The 22,286-nt window shown below is 59.9% G+C and carries 20 protein-coding genes; 5 read left to right on the plus strand and 15 right to left on the minus strand.

Going from position 1 to position 22,286, the window contains the following annotated elements:
* Positions 1 to 37: 37 nt before the first annotated feature.
* The 7 genes from BLW01_RS01930 to BLW01_RS01960 all read right to left on the minus strand — a co-directional run bounded on the left by BLW01_RS01930 (position 38) and on the right by BLW01_RS01960 (position 4,894).
* On the minus strand, positions 38 to 556 hold the full coding sequence (locus tag BLW01_RS01930) for a dihydrofolate reductase (RefSeq protein ID WP_092567803.1): 519 nt from the start codon (positions 554 to 556) through the stop codon (positions 38 to 40).
* Positions 553 to 1,365 (minus strand): thymidylate synthase, encoded by an 813-nt coding sequence (locus BLW01_RS01935; RefSeq protein ID WP_092567804.1) that lies wholly within the window; start codon positions 1,363 to 1,365, stop codon positions 553 to 555. Before BLW01_RS01935 ends, BLW01_RS01930 begins: the two co-directional genes overlap by 4 nt.
* A gap of 85 nt (positions 1,366 to 1,450) precedes the next feature.
* Complete coding sequence (locus tag BLW01_RS01940) at positions 1,451 to 1,642, minus strand: DUF2283 domain-containing protein (protein WP_092567805.1); 192 nt, start codon at positions 1,640 to 1,642, stop codon at positions 1,451 to 1,453.
* A 2-nt stretch (positions 1,643 to 1,644) separates the two neighbouring features.
* Positions 1,645 to 1,899: a DUF4258 domain-containing protein gene (locus tag BLW01_RS01945; protein ID WP_092567806.1), complete on the minus strand. Its 255-nt coding sequence runs from the start codon at positions 1,897 to 1,899 to the stop codon at positions 1,645 to 1,647.
* A 26-nt stretch (positions 1,900 to 1,925) separates the two neighbouring features.
* Positions 1,926 to 2,708, minus strand: a complete 783-nt coding sequence (gene lgt / locus BLW01_RS01950; protein ID WP_092567807.1) for a prolipoprotein diacylglyceryl transferase — start codon at positions 2,706 to 2,708, stop codon at positions 1,926 to 1,928.
* A 9-nt stretch (positions 2,709 to 2,717) separates the two neighbouring features.
* Positions 2,718 to 3,518: a sulfite exporter TauE/SafE family protein gene (locus BLW01_RS01955; RefSeq protein ID WP_092567808.1), complete on the minus strand. Its 801-nt coding sequence runs from the start codon at positions 3,516 to 3,518 to the stop codon at positions 2,718 to 2,720.
* A complete protein-coding gene (locus BLW01_RS01960) occupies positions 3,515 to 4,894 on the minus strand; it encodes a response regulator (protein WP_139243900.1) in 1,380 nt (459 codons plus the stop codon). The genes BLW01_RS01955 and BLW01_RS01960 overlap by 4 nt, the downstream gene beginning before the upstream one ends.
* 97 nt (positions 4,895 to 4,991) lie before the next feature.
* On the opposite strand from BLW01_RS01960, the gene BLW01_RS01965 reads away from it, so the two are divergent.
* Entirely contained in the window at positions 4,992 to 5,774 is a 783-nt protein-coding gene (locus BLW01_RS01965; protein ID WP_092567810.1) for an NRDE family protein, read from the plus strand.
* A gap of 111 nt (positions 5,775 to 5,885) precedes the next feature.
* On the opposite strand, the gene ptsP is transcribed toward BLW01_RS01965, so the two are convergent.
* On the minus strand, positions 5,886 to 8,147 hold the full coding sequence (gene ptsP, locus BLW01_RS01970) for a phosphoenolpyruvate--protein phosphotransferase (protein WP_092567811.1): 2,262 nt from the start codon (positions 8,145 to 8,147) through the stop codon (positions 5,886 to 5,888).
* A gap of 35 nt (positions 8,148 to 8,182) precedes the next feature.
* Positions 8,183 to 8,677 (minus strand): RNA pyrophosphohydrolase, encoded by a 495-nt coding sequence (locus BLW01_RS01975; protein WP_092568078.1) that lies wholly within the window; start codon positions 8,675 to 8,677, stop codon positions 8,183 to 8,185.
* A 149-nt stretch (positions 8,678 to 8,826) separates the two neighbouring features.
* Here BLW01_RS01975 and BLW01_RS01980 point away from each other — a divergent pair, with 149 nt between their 5' ends.
* From BLW01_RS01980 to BLW01_RS01995, 4 genes are all read left to right on the plus strand, one after another.
* On the plus strand, positions 8,827 to 9,480 hold the full coding sequence (locus BLW01_RS01980) for a histidinol-phosphatase (RefSeq protein WP_092567812.1): 654 nt from the start codon (positions 8,827 to 8,829) through the stop codon (positions 9,478 to 9,480).
* Between the two features lie 329 nt (positions 9,481 to 9,809).
* On the plus strand, positions 9,810 to 11,210 hold the full coding sequence (locus tag BLW01_RS01985) for an FAD-dependent oxidoreductase (protein ID WP_092567813.1): 1,401 nt from the start codon (positions 9,810 to 9,812) through the stop codon (positions 11,208 to 11,210).
* 159 nt (positions 11,211 to 11,369) lie between these two features.
* On the plus strand, positions 11,370 to 12,503 hold the full coding sequence (locus tag BLW01_RS01990) for an efflux RND transporter periplasmic adaptor subunit (protein WP_092567814.1): 1,134 nt from the start codon (positions 11,370 to 11,372) through the stop codon (positions 12,501 to 12,503).
* A gap of 1 nt (position 12,504) precedes the next feature.
* On the plus strand, positions 12,505 to 15,552 hold the full coding sequence (locus BLW01_RS01995; protein ID WP_092567815.1) for an efflux RND transporter permease subunit: 3,048 nt from the start codon (positions 12,505 to 12,507) through the stop codon (positions 15,550 to 15,552).
* A 19-nt stretch (positions 15,553 to 15,571) separates the two neighbouring features.
* On the opposite strand, the gene rsd is transcribed toward BLW01_RS01995, so the two are convergent.
* From rsd to BLW01_RS02025, 6 genes are all read right to left on the minus strand, one after another.
* A complete protein-coding gene (gene rsd / locus BLW01_RS02000; RefSeq protein WP_092567816.1) occupies positions 15,572 to 16,084 on the minus strand; it encodes a sigma D regulator in 513 nt (170 codons plus the stop codon).
* A 96-nt stretch (positions 16,085 to 16,180) separates the two neighbouring features.
* Positions 16,181 to 16,708, minus strand: coding sequence for a disulfide bond formation protein B (locus tag BLW01_RS02005; protein WP_092567817.1), 528 nt, complete (start codon positions 16,706 to 16,708; stop codon positions 16,181 to 16,183).
* Positions 16,709 to 16,722: 14 nt separating this feature from the next.
* Positions 16,723 to 18,327, minus strand: a complete 1,605-nt coding sequence (gene gshA / locus BLW01_RS02010; RefSeq protein ID WP_092567818.1) for a glutamate--cysteine ligase — start codon at positions 18,325 to 18,327, stop codon at positions 16,723 to 16,725.
* A 127-nt stretch (positions 18,328 to 18,454) separates the two neighbouring features.
* The gene (locus BLW01_RS02015; protein ID WP_092567819.1) at positions 18,455 to 20,812 is read right to left on the minus strand and encodes a Tex family protein; all 2,358 of its coding nucleotides are present in this window, start codon (positions 20,810 to 20,812) and stop codon (positions 18,455 to 18,457) included.
* A 181-nt stretch (positions 20,813 to 20,993) separates the two neighbouring features.
* Entirely contained in the window at positions 20,994 to 21,542 is a 549-nt protein-coding gene (locus BLW01_RS02020) for an NADPH-dependent FMN reductase (protein ID WP_092567820.1), read from the minus strand.
* Positions 21,543 to 21,692: 150 nt separating this feature from the next.
* Positions 21,693 to 22,148 carry an aminoacyl-tRNA deacylase gene (locus BLW01_RS02025; protein ID WP_092567821.1) on the minus strand — a complete coding sequence of 152 codons (456 nt, stop codon included), beginning with the start codon at positions 22,146 to 22,148 and terminating at the stop codon, positions 21,693 to 21,695.
* Between the last annotated feature and the right edge of the window lie 138 nt (positions 22,149 to 22,286).

The raw sequence follows: 22,286 nt of genomic DNA on the forward strand, positions 1-22,286 counted from the left end.
GACAAATGCGTGCTTTCTGCTTTCCCTTGCATCCCCGCTAACGTCGCTGATAGGCGACGAAATCGTAAGCCGGCTGCCCTTCCTGCGGATTGCCCGATACCCGCTGAACTTCCTGCCATTCATCCGCCGCCCATGCCGGGAAATAGGCGTCACCCTCCACGTCGATGTGGACTTCGGTCAGGTAGAGCCGATCGGCATAGGGCAAGGCCTGCTCATAGATTTGCCCGCCGCCCATGACGATGATCTCTTCCGCGCCATCGATGATCGCCTGGGCATCGGCCAGCTTGAGCGCGCTGGGCAGATCACGGCAGACGCGAATACCGTCGTGATGGAAGTGCTCGTCTCGCGTGACGACGATATTGAGCCGCCCGGGCAGCGGACGCCCGATCGAGGCGAACGTCTTGCGCCCCATCACCAGTGGCTTGCCCAGGGTAATGGCCTTGAAGAACTTCAGGTCTTCGGGCAGGTACCAGGGCAACTTGCCGTCGACGCCGATCACGCGATCACGCGACATCGCCGCAATCATGGCGACGGGAGTTTCCAACACCAGCGTCATACCGCCACCTCCGCCTTGATCGCCGGATGCGGGTCGTATCCTTCGATGCGGATATCGTCGAAGCGGAAGGCGAACAGGTCCGTCACCTCGGGATTCAGCCAGAGCTGCGGTTGTGACTGCGGCGTACGCGAGAGCTGCCGTTCGGCCTGTTCCAGATGATTGGAATACAGATGCGCATCGCCCAGGGTATGGATGAATTCCCCTGGAGCCAGACCGCAGACCTGGGCAATCATTTGCGTCAACAGCGCATAGCTGGCGATGTTGAATGGCACCCCGAGGAAAATATCGGCACTGCGCTGGTACAGCTGGCACGACAGGCGCCCCTCGGCCACGTAGAACTGAAACAGGCAGTGGCACGGTGGCAATGCCATATCCTCGACCAGTGCCGGGTTCCAGGCGGAAACGATCAGCCGCCGTGAATCCGGGTTCGTCTTGATCTGCTCGACGACATTGGCTATCTGATCGACATGGCCACCTTCCGGCCGTGGCCAGCTGCGCCACTGATAGCCATAGACCGGGCCGAGGTCGCCGTTTTCATCGGCCCACTCGTTCCAGATCGACACACCGTTTTCCTGCAGGTAACGGATATTGGTGTCGCCGGAGAGGAACCACAGCAGTTCGTGGACGATCGAGCGCAAGTGCAGTTTCTTGGTTGTCACCAACGGAAAACCGCGCGCCAGATCGAAACGCATCTGGTGGCCGAAAATGCTGCGCGTACCGACGCCGGTACGATCGTGTTTTTCCACGCCATGCGTAAGCACATGACGCATCAGGTCGAGATAGGGCTGTTCGAGTGCAGGAGAATCCATCGCGGTCAGGTCGTTTCCGATCCAGGAAAATGGAGAGGTAGTGTACTTTTCACCAATGGCACAAGCCAGGACTGGCCATCGCTCATCAAGCAGCGGAACTCCGCAGAAGCGGCCATGCCCCCTGCTTGGAAGCTTCCAGAACGACCACTTCTACGATCGTACCATCTGCAGCATAACTAATATGGGTGTTCCAATCCTGGGAGGTTTCCCTGACGATCTCCTTCTCAGACAAATGGACCACCAGAATATCATCCGTCTCATCATAGGTTGTTCGCATCGTCACTCCTCCCAACAGAAGTGATGCATGACTGTTTTGACTATTAATCGATCTTCCAGTACTACAGCAACGCAGAGTAGGTTATCCGCCCGATCCGATACATGCTTAGCCACCCATAGACGCCTTTCGTCTTTATAACGTAACTCACCAGATTCTAATAAGTCTGACAACACAGACTCACTAATCTGCCGTTGGGTCATCCGCTCACGCGCATGGCGAGTGACATGGACATAGAGCTGGAAACGTTTGCAGTACATTATTTCGTATTCCCCAACACTTTACCCTATTCGGTCACCGGCTGACGACGTGACCAGGCCAGCAGCGCAATGCCAAAGGCCAGCATGGGCAGTGAGAGCAGCATGCCCATGGTCAACCAGCCCCCGGCCAGGAAGCCGATGTGCGCATCGGGCATGCGCACGAACTCCACCATGAAGCGGAAGGCGCCGTAAAGCGTCAGGAACAGCCCGGAGACCATGCCACGGCGACGTGGTGTAGCCGATACCCACCACAGGATGATGAACAGCACGACGCCTTCGAGCAGGAATTCATACAGCGACGACGGGTGGCGCGGTTCCGGCCCCATGCCGGGAAACGGCATGCCCCAGGGCAGATCGGTGACCCGGCCCGGCAGTTCGTGATTGATGAAATTGCCGATACGCCCGGCTCCCAGGCCGATGGGCACCAGCGGCGCGATGAAATCGGTCAGCGTGAAGAATGCCAGCCTTTTCTTGCGAGCGAACCACAGCGCCGCCAGCAACACGCCGATCAGACCGCCATGGAAGCTCATGCCCCCGTCCCATACCTGGAACAGCCACAGCGGATTGTCGAGAAATCGCCCCATGCCATAGAACAGCACGTATCCCAGGCGTCCACCGAGGACGACCCCCAAGGCACCATAGAACAATAGATCGCCGACATCATCGCGGGTCAGGCCGATGCGCTCGGCACGATGACGACCCAGCAGCCACGCCGCCACGAAACCGATGACATACATCAAACCGTACCAATGGATGGCAAGCGGCCCCAGGGAAATGGCGACGGGATCGATATTGGGGTAAGACAGCATGAATGATCCTTATGACAACAAAAACTTCGTTCCGACCACCGCCAGCAGTGTGGCAAATCCCAGTCGTAGAACACGTGCCGGGAGACGATGCGCCAATCGCGCTCCCACGCGGGCGAAAGGCACACTAGTGAGCGCGATACAGAGTACCACGGGCCACATCACGAAGCCGGTCGCGGCACTCGGCAAGCGGACTTCGTTCCAGCCAATCGCCATGAACGTCAGGGTGCCGAACAGAGCGATCGGCAAGCCGCAGGCCGCCGACGTCCCCACCGCCTGCGTCATGGTGGCGCCGGCACGTGACAACCAGGGCACGGTCATCGCCCCACCGCCAATACCGAATAGTGACGAGATTGCGCCGATCACGATACCGGCCAGTACCATCACGAATTGCCTGGGCGAATGACGACCCACGCGCGGGGTGAATCCCACGGCCAGCCGTATCGCCATCAACCACACGAATACACCGAACAAGGTGCCCAGCACGCCACCGGATAGCGCCCCTGCAATGAAGACACCGGCAATCGCACCGAATATCAGCCCCGGCAGCAAGGCCAGGAACCAGGGCCGATGCAGACTGCCCCGACGGTAATGGCTCCAGGCCGAGGCGGCACCAGTGATGGCGATGGTCGCCAGCGACGTGCCAACCGCCAGATGCATGATGACCGGTTCGGCGACGCCTTGCAGACCGAACCCGATGACCAGCACCGGCACGATGATCAGCCCGCCTCCGACCCCGAACAACCCGGCCATGGTGCCTGCCAGCGCTCCCAGGGTCAGGTAAGCGCCCCACAGCATGGCCGACTCCGTCATGATGAACGCACCTGGAGGGCATTGGGCAGCCAGCGGTGAATCATATCCACCAGCTCGCTGGGACGATAGGGCTTGGCGATACAGTCATCCATACCGACTTCCGCGAAACGACGGCGATCCTCTGCAGTCGCGCTGGCCGTCAACGCAACCAGGACACTGCGCTTGGCACTTTCTCCGGTGGCCTCTCTGGCGCGCCACAGGCGACTCGTCTCGATGCCGTCGGGATCGGGCATGAAAATGTCCATGAATACCAGGTCGTAATGCCGCTGGCGCGACTTCTCCAGCGCGATACTGCCATTTTCCGCCGTATCGACGGTCAACCCCAGGGCCTGCAGTACATTATGCGCCAGCATGGTGTTTACCGGACCGTCATCGACGATCAACACCCGATAATCCGCCGGCTTGGGCTCCGGATTCAAACTGGGCGCCTGATTCTCGGGCGTATCGACGAGATTGGCCACCAGCACGGCGATATCCGCCAGGCGTTCGCGCACCGGCAGGTGGTCGGCGGGCATATCGAGTGCCGCGAAAATATCGTTGAGTTCACCGACCAGCGGATCCAGTTCGCGCTGCAGCAGTTCCAGATAGCTCGATTTCAGCCGCGATTCCTCTCGCGCATGATCGCGCGACAGGGCCAGTTGAGAGATACGCTGGCGGACCTCTTGAACATCTTCCAGTACACCAAGCTGGTGACCCTGTTCGTCATACAGACTCACCAGCCGGAAGGTGTGCCATTGTCCCTGCGCATCATGAAGCCGCACCACATTGGCTTCCTCGTCGCGCTCATCATGTCGCAGCAGATAGTGCGGACCGATGCCTCGCAATTCATTGCGGGTTCGGCCGACGAGTTGTTCGAAGGCAGTGTTGGTATCGACCAGATTGTCATGACGCACAATGAACGCCGGTTGCTGGGCCGTTGACAGCATTTGTTCCAATTGCGGTCGCTGGGTCAGCCGATCCAGCAGCGTTTCCAGGGCATCCAGCAGCGTTTCGAGTCTTGCCAGCGGCCCCTGCGGTTCCCGTTTTACCGGCAGCAGACGCTGCGGCTTCAGCCAGGACGGCAACTCTTTCTGTACATCACGGAGCAATTGCTCCAGGCGATCGCAGGGAATGTCGAGAGAGGCCTCCCAGCGACGGAGCCGCTGACGCAGCAACAACAGAAAGACAGCTACGATGACACTGGTGCCGGACAATAACGTCAGGACCAACCAGGTATGAGCCTGCCAGACCAGCGCCGGTGGCATCGACGATGCCCAGATCGCCCACCATCCGACGGCACATAACGTGATCAGCACCCCCTCGGCGAGCAGCAATGGCCATAATATCGGCCACACCAACCGGGGCCAGAGGCTTTCCGTGCGTGCCTCGACGCGCATATGCTTCCCTGTTGTCGATCGAATCGAAATGTTGAGTGTACTTGGCGATGCCCTTGATGTCATGGCATGGCGACCGCTTTGGCGCTAAGGTAACCGCATGTGCTTGATCGCTTTTGACTTCGCCCCTGAGACGGCGGTCTGGTTGCGCCTGATTGCCAACCGGGACGAGTTCCATGCCCGGGACACCGACCCGCTGGGATACTGGCAGGATGCCCCCGACATCCTCGGAGGGAGGGACCGTGTTGCTGGTGGTGGCTGGCTCGCCGTACACCGCCACGGACGGATCGCCGCCGTGACCAATGTCCGCGATATGGGCCTCGACATGCCGGAGGCACCGCTCAGCCGTGGTTTGCTGGTACGCGGTGCGCTGGAATGCGAGGACCTGGGGGCCTGGCTCGACCAGCTAGCGACGGAGCACGCATCGCGCTATGCCGGTTTCAATCTGCTGGCGGGTGACGGTCGTCATATGTGGCATCTGCATCATGGCCGGGGCATGCCCCGACTCACCCCGCTATCCAGCGGGCTTCATACCATTTCCAATGCCTCGCTCGACACTCCCTGGCCCAAGACCGAGCGGGTGCGTGAGGGGCTGGCTCGCAGCCTGGCGTCGGGCGATTGGCCGCACGGCGCGTTGGCGGTCATGGCCAATACTCGGCCGGTCACGGATGACACACAGTTACCCGATACCGGCATCGGGCTGGAACGGGAGCGGCAGCTATCTTCGCCTTTTATCGTCGGCGAGGGCTATGGTACCCGAGCCACCACCTGGCTGACATGGCATGCCGATGGCCAGATCGACATGGCTGAGCGTCGCTACGGACCAAATGGCCGGTGGTTGGGCGAAACGGCACTGTCGCTGGACCTGAATAACCGCGCATGACACCGCTTTATCGCGGTTGAGACCACTCCTGCAAAACCCAAACACCTCAGGTGATCCGTCGCATCCGGCAGGTAGCAATTGAGTGCCTACAGCTCCGACAATCCTGCATGCTCAATCCTTCGGCGGCAGCAGGTGAGCCAACTCCCATTCGCCCAGCCGCTTTTCCAGATGATCCCGGACGGCCTTGGGAGTGGGCAGACACAGCGTCTCCTTGACCAGTGCCTTGGCTGCACTCATCGGCACCCGACGAATGGCAGCGCGCACCCGAGGCAGGCTGGGCGCATTCATCGATAGAGTACCGAACCCCATCCCCATCAGCAGCAAGGCGCCAGCAGGATCACCGGCCAACTCGCCACACACCGAGGTCGGCATCTGCAATGCCGAGGACTCCTCGGCGAGGCGAGCCAAGGCAACGAGTACAGCCGGATGGCAGGCATCGTAGAGTTCGGCGACACGCGGATTATTGCGATCGACCGCCAACAGGTACTGGGTCAGATCATTGCTGCCGACCGAGAAGAAATCCGCCCGTTGCGCCAACGCCTCGAGCTGGTACAGCGTCGCCGGCACTTCGAGCATGATGCCGACCTTGGGACGATCGACATTGACGCCGTCTTCGGCGAGCTCGATACGCGCCCTGTCGAGCAGCTTGAGCGCATCATCGACCTCATCCACATTGGTGATCATAGGCAGCATGATCTGCAGATTGCCGAGCCCCTGAGACGCTCGCAGCATGGCACGCAACTGCACCATCAGCACTTCGGGATGGTCGCGGGTGACCCGGATGCCCCGCCAGCCGAGAAACGGGTTGGCTTCTTCAATCGGAAAATACGGGAGGTCCTTGTCGCCACCGATATCCAGGGTACGCATGACGACCGGCAGAGGCTCGAAACTTTCGAGCTGTTCACGATACAGTCGTGTCTGCTCCTGCTCCCCCGGAAAGCGCTCGGTGATCATGAACGGCACTTCCGTTCGGTACAGCCCGACACCGGCGATACGGGACTTCAGAGACGCGACGGCATCCACCGCCAGGCCGGTATTGACCATGAGCGGTACGTCATGGCCGTCCGGCGTGCGGCTGGGTAGATCCTGCTCGTGTTCGAGCACTTCCGCCAGCGCCTGCTCTTCGTCAATGAGCATCTGGTAGTGGGCCGAGATTTCTTCCCCGGGCCGGACGAACAATCGCCCCCGGTGACCATCGAGAATGACCGGTGCCCCATTAAGGCGTGGCAGCGGCAGATCGACCATCCCCAGCACCGTGGGAATGCCCATGGCACGTGCCAGTATGGCGACATGCGACGTGCTCGATCCGCGCACCGCCACCAGACCGGCCAGCTTGCCACGGGGGACTTCCCCCAGGGTTGCCACGCTCAGCTCGTCGCCGACCAGAATCGCCCGATCGGGAAACGTATCGGGCGTCTGTGGCGTCTCTTCCTGAAGGTGCGCCAGTACGCGTCGTCCCAGGTCCCGGACATCGGCTGCCCGCTCACGCAAATAGCTGTCATCGACGCGTTCGAGGTACTGCACGTGGCGACGTACCACATCGGCCAGCGCGCCAGGTGCCCACTGCCCTTCACGAATACGTTTTTCGACTTCCTGGCCCAACGCCGCTTCGCTAAGCATCTGCTGATAGACTTCGAACAGCGCCAGCTCCTGGGCACTGATACGGCTGGCCAGCCGCTCTCCCGTTGCGCGAATGTCGTCGCGGACATAGTAGATGGCATCCTTGAGACGCTGGACCTCGTAATCGATATCGGTGGGAATCAGGTCCGGGACGTTATCCAGGTCGGCAGGCGGCGACAGCACCAACGCTTCTCCGATCACCATCCCCGGAGAGGCCGCCACACCGGTAAAAACCGCCTGACCGTCAGGTTGTGTCGGCCGACTCAGGGTTCCCGTCGCCAGCGCATGTGCCAGCACACCGGCCAACTGCGCCGCCATGGTGACCAGAAAGGCTTCATCACCTTCATCGAAACGACGCTTATCCTGCTGCTGGACGACCAGCACGCCCAACATACGGCGCTGATGAATGATCGGCGCCCCCAGAAAACTGGAGAAACGCTCTTCGCCGGTTTCTTCGAAATAGCGGAAGTGCGGATGCGCCGTGGCATCCTCCAGATTAAGCGGTTCGCCACGTTCGGCCACCAGGCCGACCAGCCCTTCTCCAGGCTGCATGGTCACATGTCCCACGGCCTCGGTACGCAACCCGATGGTCTCCATCAATACCAGGCACTCCTGCTCGGTATCGTAGAGATAGAAGGAGCAGACATCAGTACGCATCGCCTTACGAATGCGGCGCACCATGGTCGCCAACGCCGCGTTCAGATTACGGGCGCCATTGACCTCCTGGACGATCCGGCGCAAAACCTCGAGCATAGTTTATCTTCTTGTCGTTACGGTATCGGCGGGAATCAGCCACGCCTTTCCAATGCCAATCGCTGTGCCCGAGGTGCCAGCTCACGCAACGCACGCCGGTACACCTCGCGCTTGAAGGAAACGACCTGCCCTAATGGATACCAGTAGCTGACCCACCGCCATCCGTCGAATTCCGGCTTGGGTGACATATCCATGCAGATCCGGCTTTCCTGACAGCGGATACTGAGCAGAAACCATTTCTGCTTTTGACCGATACACACCGGCCGCGAATGCGTTCTTACCATGCGTCTGGGTAGACGGTAGCGCAGCCACCCTCGAGTACAGGCCAACACCTCGACATCGGCCTCTGTCAGCCCGATCTCTTCTTCAAGCTCGCGGAACAGCGCCTGTTGCGGTGTCTCGTTGGACTTGATGCCTCCCTGAGGAAATTGCCACGCATTCTGTCCTACCCGACGCGCCCAAAGCAGCTGGCCCTCGCAGTTGGCGATAATGATGCCAACATTGGGGCGAAAGCCGTCAGCGTCGATCACGGACATCACCTTTTAAACCAGTATTGCAGCCATTCTTCCACAAAGCTCGAAAGGGCATCAATACACGCGTCGAGTCGCTCGCCGCTCCCCCGTCTTTCTGCCATACTCTGCGGCGTTGCAACATAACACTCGACACAGGGGAGGATAGCGTGAGCCTGGCCATTTTCGATCTGGACAACACCCTGATCAGTATTGACAGCGACCATGCCTGGGGGGAGTTTCTGCTTGAACAGGGCGCCGTGGACCCGGTGGCCTATCGCGACGCCAACGAGCGTTTTCTCCGCGACTACGAAGCCGGGACCCTGGACATACACGCCTTCCTGGAAGTGGCTCTGAAACCGCTCGCCGACAATTCCCCCGAACAACTCGCCGCCTGGCACCAGCAATTCATGGCCAGCAAGATCGAACCCAACATTCTGTCCAAAGGTGAAGAGCTACTGGCAAAGCATCGGATGCAGGGGGATACCTTATTGATCGTGACCGCCACCAACCGTTTCATTACCGGCCCCATCGCCAAGCGACTGGGAGTCGACGACCTGATCGCCGTGGAGCCGGAGATCATCAACGGGCATTATACCGGTCGCGTCATCGGCACACCCAGCTATCGTGAAGGCAAGATCGTACGTGTCGAGGCGTGGCTCGCCGACAAGGAGCATACCCTGGATGACGCCTGGTTCTACAGCGATTCGCACAACGACCTGCCGCTACTGGAACGCGTCGGTTATCCGGTGGCCGTCGATCCGGATGAGGTACTCGAACACGAAGCGGAAGCACGAAACTGGCGCATCATGAGCCTGCGTTGATCACTGCCATCGGCGAAACAAGCACTGTCGATGCCTCGAACCGATTTTTTCATATTGCGCCGCATCATGTAGCTGAATTACAAGAGAGCACCTAACTCTTTGTTCTACAAGCTTTCATGACACCGGCATCAACCCAAGCTTTTCCTTATAGCCAACTCATTAGACATAAAGTATAGCTTTGGGATGGATTTTATTTGTCGTCAAAGCGTCTATAATGCAGCTATTCGAGAAATGACGAGGACCCCAACGGCGATCGATCATTGCCGACAGGTCCGGGCCTCCGGGCAACCCTCGGAGACAGGTTCGTACAGCATAGCGAGAGCATCTCCATGGCCACATCATCATCGACTTATGACGTTCTGATCGTGGGAGGCGGCGTCTCCGGCACTGCGCTTCTCTACGAACTGGCCCGTTATACCGACCTCAAGGCCATCGGCCTGATCGAGAAATACGACCATGTCGCCATCGTCAACTCGCATGGCCGCAACAATAGCCAGACCATTCACTGCGGCGACATCGAGACCAACTACACGCTGGAAAAGGCCAAGGTCACCAAACGGACCGCCGGCATGGTCGTCAATTTCGCCACGAAACTGCCCCCCGAAAAGCGCGACCGAATTGTCTACAAGTACCCCAAGATGGTCCTGGGTGTCGGCGATCACGAGTGCAATTTCCTCCGTAACCGCTTCACGACATTCAAGGAACTGTTTCCCGGGATGAAGCTTCTCGAGCGCGATGACATCGCCGAGCTCGAGCCCAAACTGGTCGAGGGACGTCATCCGGACGAGCCGATCGTGGCCCTGGGCTCCACGAACGAATACTCCGCTGTCAACTACACGACACTCTCGGAAGCCTTCGTCGATCAGGCACAACAGAATGCCGAAGAAAAAGGCATGACCTGTGACCTGCATCTCTCGACGACAGTGGGAAAGATCGAGAAGGACGGCGATCTGTTCAAGGTGCACACCCCCAACAAGGGCACGCTCAGCGCTCGCTATGTCGTGGTCAGCGCCGGCGGTCATTCCCTGCTGTTCGCTCATCAGATGGGATACGGTCTGGACAAATCCTGCCTGCCGATGGCCGGTTCCTTCTATTTCACGCCCAAGGTGCTCAACGGCAAGGTCTACACCGTGCAAAACGAGAACCTGCCGTTCGCCGCGGTCCATGGCGATCCTGATGTCCTGGTCGAAGACAAGACCCGCTTTGGCCCCACGGCCCTGATGCTGCCATTGCTCGAGCGCTACAACATCCGCACGTTCGGTGAGTTCCTGCGCGTACTGCGTCTGGACAAGCGTGTCATCAAGGCGCTATGGGACTTGATGAAGGTCCGCGACATCCGCCGCTACATCCTCAAGAACTTCCTGTTCGAGGTGCCCTGGTTGCGTGAACGTCTGTTCCTCAAGGATATCAAGAAGATCGTTCCCAGCCTGACGGTCAAGGACGTCAGCTTCGCCAAAGGGTTCGGAGGCGTGCGTCCTCAGTTGATCGACAAGGAGAAGCAGAAGCTGGTCATGGGCGAGGCCAAGATCAACCCGGGGACCGGCATCGTCTTCAACATGACACCGTCGCCCGGCGGCACCAGTTGTCTCGGCAACGCCGAGAAGGATATGTATCTGGCACAGGAGTTCCTGGGTTTCACGATCGACAAGGAAGCCTTCGAAAGGGACTTGCTGACGGGCGAGATACCCTTGACGGAATTGGAGCGTCCGGCGGCCAGTTCGCTCATGTAAATCACGTCTAGCATGACAGTCATGCTCGCATCGCCGCCTGGGTCTAACCCCGGCGGCGTTTTTGGTATTACAGACAGCGTGGCAAGATGCATGGCGTGCGTTATGCTGTCGACTGATTTGGTAATGCTTGATTAGCGACCGGCCCAAGGAAGGCAATCCATGCCCATCAAACGTCCCTCGCCCCCCGTCCTGCTGGCCTGTGTACTGGTATTGGGCCTGGCACTATGGTTGGCCCTGGGTGACTTGCAGCGGTTTCGTAGCGAGCCCCCCGACGAAAAGACCGACGAACGTCCGGAAGCGTTGACGCGAGTCGAAGTCGTCAACAGCCAGGCGGAAATCTATACCCCCCATCTGATCACCCAGGGGCAACTGGCCGCCGACAAGGAAGTGGAACTGCGAGCCCGTGAGGCCGGTGTGGTGGAGTCGTTAACGGTCGCCGAGGGGGATGAAGTCGACGCCGGTGACGAGCTGCTGCAACTTGACCAGGAAGACCTCCCTGCCCAGCTCGACCGCGCCAGAGCCGAACTGGAAAGCGCCCAGGCGGAACTCGATGGTGCAGAACGCCTGCGCGAACGTGACCTGATCTCGCGTAACGAACAACTCAACCTGGCTGCCGCTCTTGCCCAGGCCGTGGCCGAGGTGGCCAGCCTCGAACAGTCGCTGGAGCACACGCGTCCCAAGGCGCCCTTCACTGGTACAGTGGACCGACTCGATGTGGAAACGGGTGACCTGCTCCAGGTTGGCGAAACCTACGCTCTGTTGATCGACAACCGGAATCTCGAAGCCCAGGCCCATGTCGCTCAACGTGATGTCATGCCTCTCGAACCGGGACTGCCGGTCGTTGTCACGCTGCTTGACGGTACCGAGCTCGAGGGTGAACTCAGCCATGTCGCCAGTCGCGCCGAGGAAAGCACCCGCAGCTTCGCCGTCGAAGCCCGTCTCGATAACCCTGACAGGCGTCGCGTGGCAGGTGCCAGCGCCACACTGAGCATCGAACTGCCCCAACGGCAGGCCCATGCTATCTCTCCGGCATTGTTGGCACTCGACGACGAAGGGCGACTGGGCGTCAAGGCTGTCGATGACAACGATCGCGTCGTCTTCCGGCCGGTGACACGCCTGGCCACCAACAGCGATCGCGCCTGGGTCGCGGGGCTGCCTGATCAAGTGCGCCTGATCACTCTGGGCGCCGGCCTCGTCGAGGCAGGAGAACGCGTCGACCCGGAGACATTGGAGGATACACCGGCAACCGCCGACGATCTCGACACCGTCTCCGCCAACGACCGGGATTCATGATATGCGGACGTTGATCGAGGCGGCGCTGGACCGCTCCAGGACCACGCTGCTATTGCTGATATTCCTTCTCCTGGCCGGCATCTGGGCCTACCAGGCGATCCCGAAAGAAGCCAACCCGGACGTTCCCATCCCGATGATTTACGTTTCGATGAGTCTCGAGGGCGTCAGTCCGGAAGATGCGGAACGTTTGCTGGTTCGTCCGATGGAGCAGGAGCTACGCACCATCGTGGGTGTCGATCGAATGACGTCCCAATCCAGCGAAGGGCACGCCTCGGTCACCCTCGAGTTCGATGCCGGCTTCGATTCCCGTCAGGCGCTGGCCGATGTCCGCGAACGCGTCGATATCGCTCGAACCGACCTGCCGGACGAGGCGGAAGACCCTCGCGTCATCGAAGTCAACGTCTCGGAGTTTCCGGTGCTCACCATCGGCTTGTCGGGACAACTGGAACAGAGTCAATTGCAACGGATTGCTCGTGACCTGCAGGAGGAGATCGAAGGCATCCCCGAGGTGCTGGAAGCCGAGATCGGAGGCGAGCGCGAAGAACTGCTCGAAATCATCGTCGACCCGATGGTGCTGGACAGCTACGGCGTTGACTTCGAGTCGCTATTCAACCGGGTCTCACGCAACAACCGGCTTGTCGCGGCCGGGAGCCTGGATACCGGCGCCGGTCGCCAGGCACTGAAGGTGCCCGGAGTCATCGAGAACCTCAATGATGTCATGGCCATGCCGGTCAAGGTCGATGGCGACCAGGTGGTAACCTTCGGCGATGTGGCCTACATTCGCCCCTCCTTCAAGGACCCGACCGGCTTTGCCCGGATCAATGAAGCACCGGCTGTCGTGCTGGAGATCTCCAAGCGTGCCGGGGCTAACATCATCGAGACCATCGATTCCATCGAAGCACTATTCGATGAGGCCGGCGCCATGATGCCGGATGAGCTCGAGACCACGACGATCATGAATCAGTCCGAGACCGTGGAAGACATGCTGTCGGAGCTGTTGAACAACGTCCTGACAGCGGTCGTTCTGGTATTGATCGTGATACTCGCCAGCATGGGGCCTCGCTCGGCACTGATGGTGGGACTGACGATCCCCGGGGCCTTCCTGTCTGGCATCCTGCTGATCTGGGCATTGGGATATACGCTCAATATCGTCGTGCTGTTCGCCTTGATTCTGGTGGCCGGCATGCTTGTCGATGGCGCCATCGTGGTCAGCGAACTCGCCGACCGTCACCTCCGCGAAGGTCGCCCGCCTGCTCGCGCCTGGATCGATGCGGCCTCGCGTATGGCATGGCCGATCATCGCCTCGACGGCGACCACATTGGCGGTGTTCTTGCCTCTGCTGTTCTGGCCGGGCGTGGTCGGCGAATTCATGAAATACCTCCCCGCCACGGTGATTCTGTGTCTGTTGGCATCACTCGCCATGGCCCTGATCTTCCTGCCAACGCTGGGCGGCGTCTTCAGTCGCAGTGCGCCCCGGCAGGAGTCGCTCATCACTGCAGGGGGGCGCACTTATCGACATCTGCTCGCGTTGTTATTGAAGCGCCCGGGACTGACGCTGCTGGGCGCGATCATCATCATGGGACTGATCTATGGCAGCTACGCACGCTTCAATCACGGGGTCGAGTTTTTCCCCAGTGTCGAACCGGATAGTGCTCAGGTCATGATTCGATCTCGAGGCGATTTTTCCGCCGAAGAGGGGGATGCCATCGTCCGGCGGGTCGAAAAGCGTCTCGTCGGCATGAAGGAAGTCGACAATCTGTATGCGCGCTCCTTCGCCGTGAGTGACGAGCAGTTGGGAGCCGATGTCATCGGACAACTGAGTTTCCAGCTGGACGACTGGCAGACTCGGCGACCGGCCTCTGACATTCTGGAAGACATGCGTGAACGCACCAGCGACTTGCCCGGCATCGAGCTGGAATTCCGAGAGCAGGAACAGGGCCCCGTCGCTGGCAAACCGGTTCAATTGGAGCTTAGCTCCAGCGATCCTGATGCGATCGAACGTGCCGTCGAGCAGGTACGTCGCACCATGACCGAACTGGGAGGCTTCCGCGATATCGAGGACAACCGTAGCCTGCCCGGGGTGGAGTGGCGCGTCCAGGTGGATCGGGAGGCGGCTTCGCGCTTCGGTGCCGACGTCGCCAGCGTCGGTAACGCCGTACAGTTGACGACAAACGGCCTGCTGGTTTCGGAATATCGACCGGAGCGAGCCAATGATGAAGTCGATATTCGGGTGCGCCTGCCCGAAGCCTGGCGCAATCTCGATCAACTCGGGCGACTGACCTTGGCCAGTGAACGAGGACAGGTACCGATCAGCCATTTCGTCGACCTGGAGCCGGCGCCCAAAGTCGGCACGTTGCATCGCGTCGATGGTCGTCGGGCGATCACCGTGGAAGCCGATGTCGCCGGTGGGTACCAGGCCAATGAGCGTATCCAGACCCTGCTTTCGTCGCTCGAAGACATGCCCGAAGGCGTTCAACTCGATGTTACCGGAGAGCAGGAGGATCAACAGGAAACGGCCAATTTCCTTGTCGTGGCATTCATCGTCGCCATTTTCCTGATGGCGCTGATCCTGGTAACGCAGTTCAACAGTCTGTATCAGGCCATGCTGGTATTATCCGCCATCGTCTTCTCGACTGCCGGCATCCTGTTAGGCTTGCTGGTGAACGGCCAACCATTCGGTATCGTCATGGTAGGCATGGGCATCATCGCGCTGGCAGGCATTGTCGTGAACAACAATATCGTATTGATCGACACTTATAACCAGTTGCGCGGCGACGGACTGACACCTCGCGACGCCGCCCTGGAGGCGGGAGGATTACGCCTGAGACCGGTTCTGCTGACGGCCATCACCACCGTTCTGGGGTTGATGCCCATGGTGCTGGGAGTGAATGTCAACCTGCTGGCGCCGAGCCTGGGTATCGGCGCCCCCTCGACGCAATGGTGGACACAATTATCCAGCGCTATCGCCGGCGGGCTCAGCTTTGCCACCCTGCTGACGCTGCTGCTGACCCCCTGCATGCTGGTACTGGGAAGGGGGCGTGCCCGCTAGAACGGGAATCGCCTACCTTTCAAGAGCCTGGTCGTGAGCGTTGAGCCACCTGTTCCGATTCCGGCGGTGGCGAATGAGCGGCATGCAGACGACCGATCAACTGATCTTCGAGGGCGAAGCGTTCCGTCAACCCTTTCGACAGCCGCCCCAGCCAGGCCGGCAGCCGGGAAATATAGTGCCGACAGCGACTGGGAGTGGCGTAATCGGCATCGAACGACAGAACCAGTTCCGTTGACATATCGAGCCGTTCGAGCAGTTTATCGGCAAGTGCCAGGGCTTCGGTGTCGTTGAACGCCTTGGCCTCTTCACGCAGTTGAGGGTAGATCTCGAAATGCCCGGCGCTGATGTAATCCATCAATAGTTCGCTGAAGGCATCGATACGCGCTTTTTCGACCGCATCCAGATCCGACTCGCACGCTTCCTGCAGTTCCAGGAAATTCACCAGCATCTCACGACGCTGGTCCAGCCATCGATCGATCAAGTGGTGGACACCGCCCCAACGTTCCAACGCTGACTTGCAATCTTCAAGCATGAGCGCCTCCTCACTCTGCCACGTGCCCGAACGGAATGCCCGGTTTCCATCGCGGACTGTCAGACTCACGCTACCAGTCAGCGCTGTCAATCCCACTCAAGGTTGATTCTTGCTTTTCTTTGCCAACGTTCTTCCCATCATACCGAGAGGAGCCAGCAATAGCACGATGAACCCTATCAAGGTCCAGGCAGGCAGGGACAGGCCCAGGAAGGTGAAATCCACCTCAGCGCACTCGCCTGAGCCGGTGAACACGGTCGCCAGGACTTCCCTCAACGGCATGACATCCATCATGTAGTCGAGCCCGGGGCCACAGGTCGGCACCTGATCGGCTGGTAACGACTGCAACCAGACATGGCGACCGGCAATGCCGATACCAGCCAGGATAGCCAGCGAGGAGAGTCCCGCATAGACCAGACCAACGCGTCCATGCGGATTATGCAGAATACCGACGAGAAATACGGCCGCCGCTGCCAATACAGCCACGCGCTGGAAGATGCACAGCGGACACGGCTCGAGACCGACACCGTGTTCCAACCAGAGCGCCACGCCCATCATCAATGCACAAAAAGCCAACCCGGCCAGACTCCATTGGCGGAGCGACCCTTGCCTGAACCATGTCGTCATCGAGTTTTCTCCACTCATACTGCCCGGGCGGCACGGGGTTCCCGCGCTCTGGCAAAATAGTGCGCCAGAAAGGCATCGAAGGATTCCGTATCGGCGCGTTCGATATCCACCTGTTGTTGCAACGACGTGGAGGACAACTCATCGAACAGGGCCTGACGAGCCTGACTGATGGGTGACTCGCCCAATTCGTCTGCCTGTCGATTCGCCAGTTCGAGCATGGCCTCGATGAAATCCCGGCCAGATTCACGCAACAGCGTATCGAGGCGGCCAGCGGGTGTGGTATCGGGATTATCCAGACGGGGTTCGAGCTCGGCCAACGCCTGCTGATGCCCGCCATTGCCATCGATGATATCCATCAATTCGGCCACACGCTGCATTTCAGCGAAGATTTCCCGGCCGCGGTCGGCCAGGGTGCGTCGACCGTCATCGAACATCAGTTCGAGATCCGGGTCTCGGCCGCGCTCGACGATCAGCTCTCGATTGTCGTCAAGGCGATCACACTCATCATCGGGAATCCAGGGGCTGTCGGAGAGCAGGCACCACATCAGGAAGGTATCGAGGAAACGCATCTGGGTTTCATCGATACCCAGCGGCAGAAACGGGTTGAGGTCCAGGCAGCGCACTTCGATGTATTCGACACCACGCGCTTCCAGCGCCTGACTGGGGGTCTCGTCATGACGTGCGACTCGCTTGGGACGAATATCGCTGTAGTACTCGTTCTCGATCTGCAGGATGTTGGCATTGAGTTGCCGCCACTCACCTCCCTCATTGACGCCGATGGCCTGATACGGAGGCCAGGGCGTGGAAATCGCGTGCCGCAGCGTACCGACATAATTCGACAGGGAATTGAAGCAGATCTTGAGTTGCGCCTGTACCTTGTTCTGATACCCCAGGTCGGACATCCGCAGCGTCGTGGCATGGCGCGACAGCAACGTGTTGTCACCATGCCGTTCCAGTTTGGCAGGCACTGCCTTGCCATCCAGGAAGCTGTCATCCAGCGCCGGCGAGGCGCCGAACAGGTACATCAATAACCAACTGTTGCGACGGAAGTGGCGGATCAGGCCGAAATAACGCGACGAGCGGTAATCGTTCAACGAGACGTCATCCTGCCCATTCAACTCATGAAGCCGTCGCCACAAGTCATCCGGTAACGACACATTGTAGTGGACACCGGCAATCGACTGCATGATACGGCCGTATCTGACATCCAGCCCCTTACGGTAGACATGTTTCATCGTCCCGACATTGGAACGGCCATAGTCGGCGATCGGCACGCTGTCATTGCCGTTGAGTCGGGACGGCATGCTGGCAGGCCAGAGCAGCTCATTTCCCAGATGCTGGTTACTGAAGCGGTGCAGATCGCCGAGAAACGCCATGGCATCCTGAGGACGGCAATACACCGGCGTGATGTACTCCAGCAATGCTTCCGAATAATCGGTGGTGATGTGCGGGTGAGTCAGTTTGGATCCCAGGCTGCTTGGATGCGGCGTTTGAGCAATGTGTCCATGTGGATCGACACGTAACCCCTCTTTTTCGATACCGCGCCGCAGTCGGCCGATCAGTCCCTGTCTGGCCGGCCCCTTGAGCCGATCGATGACGCTTTCGAGTTGCTCGGACAAGGTCTACACCCCATGTCGTGGAGACAACCACTGGCGCGGTGTCTCGGTCATGATTAACGAGCGCATGGCGCTGGCGTGATGTGGACAGATTATGGGGCTTGTGGCCCGGGTTTCAAGGTATTGATGCCTAGCCTTTCCCCTTGCGTGCCTGCATCAATGCCGCCCCCAGTGCCCCAACCGGCTGATCATCCTCTTTCTCGTGCTTTCCGCCCCTGCCGGAACCCGCTCGAGGCTTGCGTGATCCCTTGGCCTGACGCTCTGGCCGCTGCCTGCCACCGGGACTCGCTTCTCCGGGTTCATCACTCAGGCGCATCGACAGTCCGATGCGTGCCCGCTCCTGATCGACACTCATGACCTTGACCTTGACGATATCGCCAGCCTTGACCACCGAGCGGGGATCATCGACGAACTTGTCGGCAAGTGCAGAGATATGTACCAGCCCGTCCTGATGGACACCGATATCGACAAAGGCACCGAAGTGAGTGACGTTTGTCACGGTCCCTTCCAGAACCATGCCCGGTTCAAGATCCTTGATCTCCTCCACGCCCTCGCGGAACTCGGCAACCTTGAAAGATGGACGGGGGTCACGACCGGGCTTGTCCAGTTCCACCAGAATATCCCTGATGGTCGGAACGCCGAAACGTTCATCGGCAAATTCTTCGGGGTCGAGGGCTTTCAAGGTCTTGCTATCGCCGATCAGGCTAGCCATATCACGCTCGGTTCGGACAGCAATACGCTCCACCACCGGATAGGCTTCGGGGTGGACGGCACTGGCATCAAGCGGGTTGGTACCGTTCATGATCCGCAGGAAGCCAGCACACTGCTCGAACGTCTTCGGGCCCAGGCGACTGACTTTCAACAGTGCACGCCGATCGCTGAACGGACCTTCGGCATTACGCCTGTCGACGATATTTTCGGCCAACCCCGGATTGAGGCCCGACACGCGCGACAACAGGGCTGCCGATGCAGTGTTGAGATCCACGCCAACGGCATTGACGCAGTCTTCGACCACGGCTTCCAGGCTCCTGGAGAGTTGCAGCTGCGAGACATCGTGCTGATACTGGCCGACGCCGATCGATTTAGGTTCGATCTTGACCAGTTCGGCCAGCGGGTCCTGAAGCCGACGAGCAATCGATACCGCGCCTCGCAAGGTGACATCGAGGTCGGGGAATTCCCGGGCAGCATACTCGGAGGCTGAATAGACCGATGCACCAGCTTCACTGACCATGATCTTGGAAAGACGGTGCTCACCGGACAACGCCTGCACCAACTCACCCGCCAGTTTGTCGGTTTCACGGCTCGCGGTGCCGTTACCCACAGCGACCAGTTCCACGGCGTGTTTCTTCACCAGTCCGGCCAGGGTTGCCAACGCCTCGTTCCAACGCTTCTGAGGCGCATGCGGGTAGATGGTATCGTGATCCAGAAACTGCCCGGTCGCATCCACGACGACCACCTTGCAGCCGGTTCGCAACCCGGGATCGATAGCCAGAGTCGGTTTGGCCCCGGCCGGTGCTGCAAGCAACAGGTCCTTGAGATTGGTGGCAAACACGCTGATCGCCTCGGCTTCGGCCCGTTCGCGAAGCCTGGCCATCAACTCGGTTTCAAGATGGGTGTACAGCTTGACCCGCCAGGTCCAGCGCACGACCTCCGCCAACCAGCGATCGGCTCGGCGCCCCTGGTCGTGGATATCCATATGTCTGGCGATGGCCACTTCCATGGGATGGATCGGCGCATCGTCCTCCCCCGGCAATTTGAGATTCAGTGCCAGCACGCCCTCATTACGGCCACGGAACATCGCCAGGGCACGATGTGACGGCACCCGCGACAGGCGCTCATCATGCTCGAAATAATCGGAGAACTTGGCGCCCTCCTTCTGTTTGCCATCGATGACACGAGCACTGAGTTGCCCTTCGTCCCAGAGCCGTTCGCGCAGGCGACCAACGAGTTCGGCATCCTCGGCAAACCGCTCCATCAGGATCTGCTTGGCACCATCGAGCGCCGCCTTGGCATCCGCGATGGCCGGTGTCTCGCCCTCGGCAGGGCGCAGATAGCTCGCTGCCTCGTTTTCAGGATCGAGTGTCGGATCGGCGAGCAGCGCGTCGGCAAGCGGTTCCAGCCCCGCCTCGCGGGCGATCTGTGCCTTGGTACGGCGTTTCTTCTTGTACGGCAGGTAGAGATCTTCCAGACGCTGTTTGGTCTCGGCCGCCCGGATCTGTGCTTCGAGGGTCTCGGTCAGCTTGCCCTGTTCCTGGATGGTGGCCAAGACCGACTCACGGCGCTCTTCCAGTTCACGCAGATAGCGCAACCGCTCCTCCAGCCGGCGCAGTTGCGTGTCATCGAGACCGCCGGTGACTTCCTTGCGATAGCGAGAAATGAACGGCACGGTGGCACCGTCATCGAGCAGCGCTACCGTGGCCTTGACTTGCTGGGGACGAACGCCGAGTTCTTCGGCGAGACGAGTCGTAATATGGGCGTATGCGTCCATGGATTCCTTGACGTGAGGTCGTTGAACGATCGCGACAAGGTATCATAAATGGCGCAGCTAGCCACGGTAACGAGCGGCACACTCATCCGTCGCGGCGTTCAAGGGCATTACGATACCGAGCCTCAACTGACTCGCGTGCTCAGGTACCGAGCTGCCCGTCCTCGGACGGCGCCCCGGCCGCTCAATCCAGCATCACCGCCTGGGTATAGTCCCTGGCAGCACGCCCATGGCGCAGGGTCTCGGCCCACCAGGCGAGCCGTGCCAGCAGGGTCTGCATGCCACGCTCGAAACGCGGCGCCTGCAGCGGCCGGCCATGCTCGTCGAACTGCTCCCAGACGTTGGGAAACATCACGCCATCGCGAATGGCCACGGCATGCAGCTCGGCGAAAACATGGCGCAGGTGCTCCACCGCCCGCAGCCCACCCGACGCACCGCCATAGGAAACGAAGGCCACGGGCTTGGCCTGCCATTCCGACGTATAGCCATCGATCAGCTCCTTGAGCGCAGCGGGATAGGAGTGGTTGTACTCGGGGGTGACCACGACGAAGGCATCCGCCTCGTCGAGACGGCCGGCGAACGATGACACGGACTCGGCAGCGGGATCGATCACCATCGGCGAGAACGACTCTCGAGGCCGGATCTGGTCCACGACCCATTGACCGACGGTATCGCATAAACGCCCTTCCCTGACGCTACCATAGATCACGGCCACCTTGATCGTATTGCTCATCGCACTGTCTCCTCTGAGTGATAGGTGCGATGAACGATAAGACCTCAAGCTAAGTTGAGGTCAAAGATTATCGCGGCAATACCTCTGATAGCATTTATCTATTGACGTGACACGCCGCGGCGAAGGCGGCATGTTCGCGACGCCCGGCGCTCACATCGCCACTTCGGCGGGATTGACCAGGCGCTGGAAATCGGTGTAGGAAAGTTGCATGACGTCGGTGTGGCTGCCGGCATTGAAGGCGATGTGCTCGGCGGCAGAGAGGTGCGGCGAGACGAATACTTCCATATCGAAGAGATTGCCGAAGGGTGGCATGGCGCCGAGTTCGCACTCGGGGAAACGGTTCTTGAATTCCTCCTCGCTGGCCAGTTCCATGGACTGGGCGCCGACCGACCTGGCCAGACGCTCCAGATCCACCTGATCAGGGGCAGGCAGCACCGCCAGCGCCAGTTGCCCATCGATCTTGACCATCACGCACTTGGCGAAGTGACGACCCGGCACGTGCACCGAGGCGGCCACCTCCTGGGCCGTATAGGCCGGGGAATGCTGCAGGACGACGTACTTGACGCCCTGCTCGTCGAGATACTGCTTCACACGTTCCATGGGCATGGCGACCTCCCGTCATGGCAACCGGGCATTTTCTGACAAGCATAGTCAGTGTTACGGGGCATGGGAAAGCACCAATCATACTGTCAAGCGTACCGACCCGGTGTTTACCATCAATGTGGCAACGCTCGGTTCGACAAC

It is taken from the genome of Aidingimonas halophila (assembly GCF_900106955.1).
In the GTDB taxonomy this organism is placed as follows: Bacteria; Pseudomonadota; Gammaproteobacteria; order Pseudomonadales; family Halomonadaceae; genus Aidingimonas; species Aidingimonas halophila.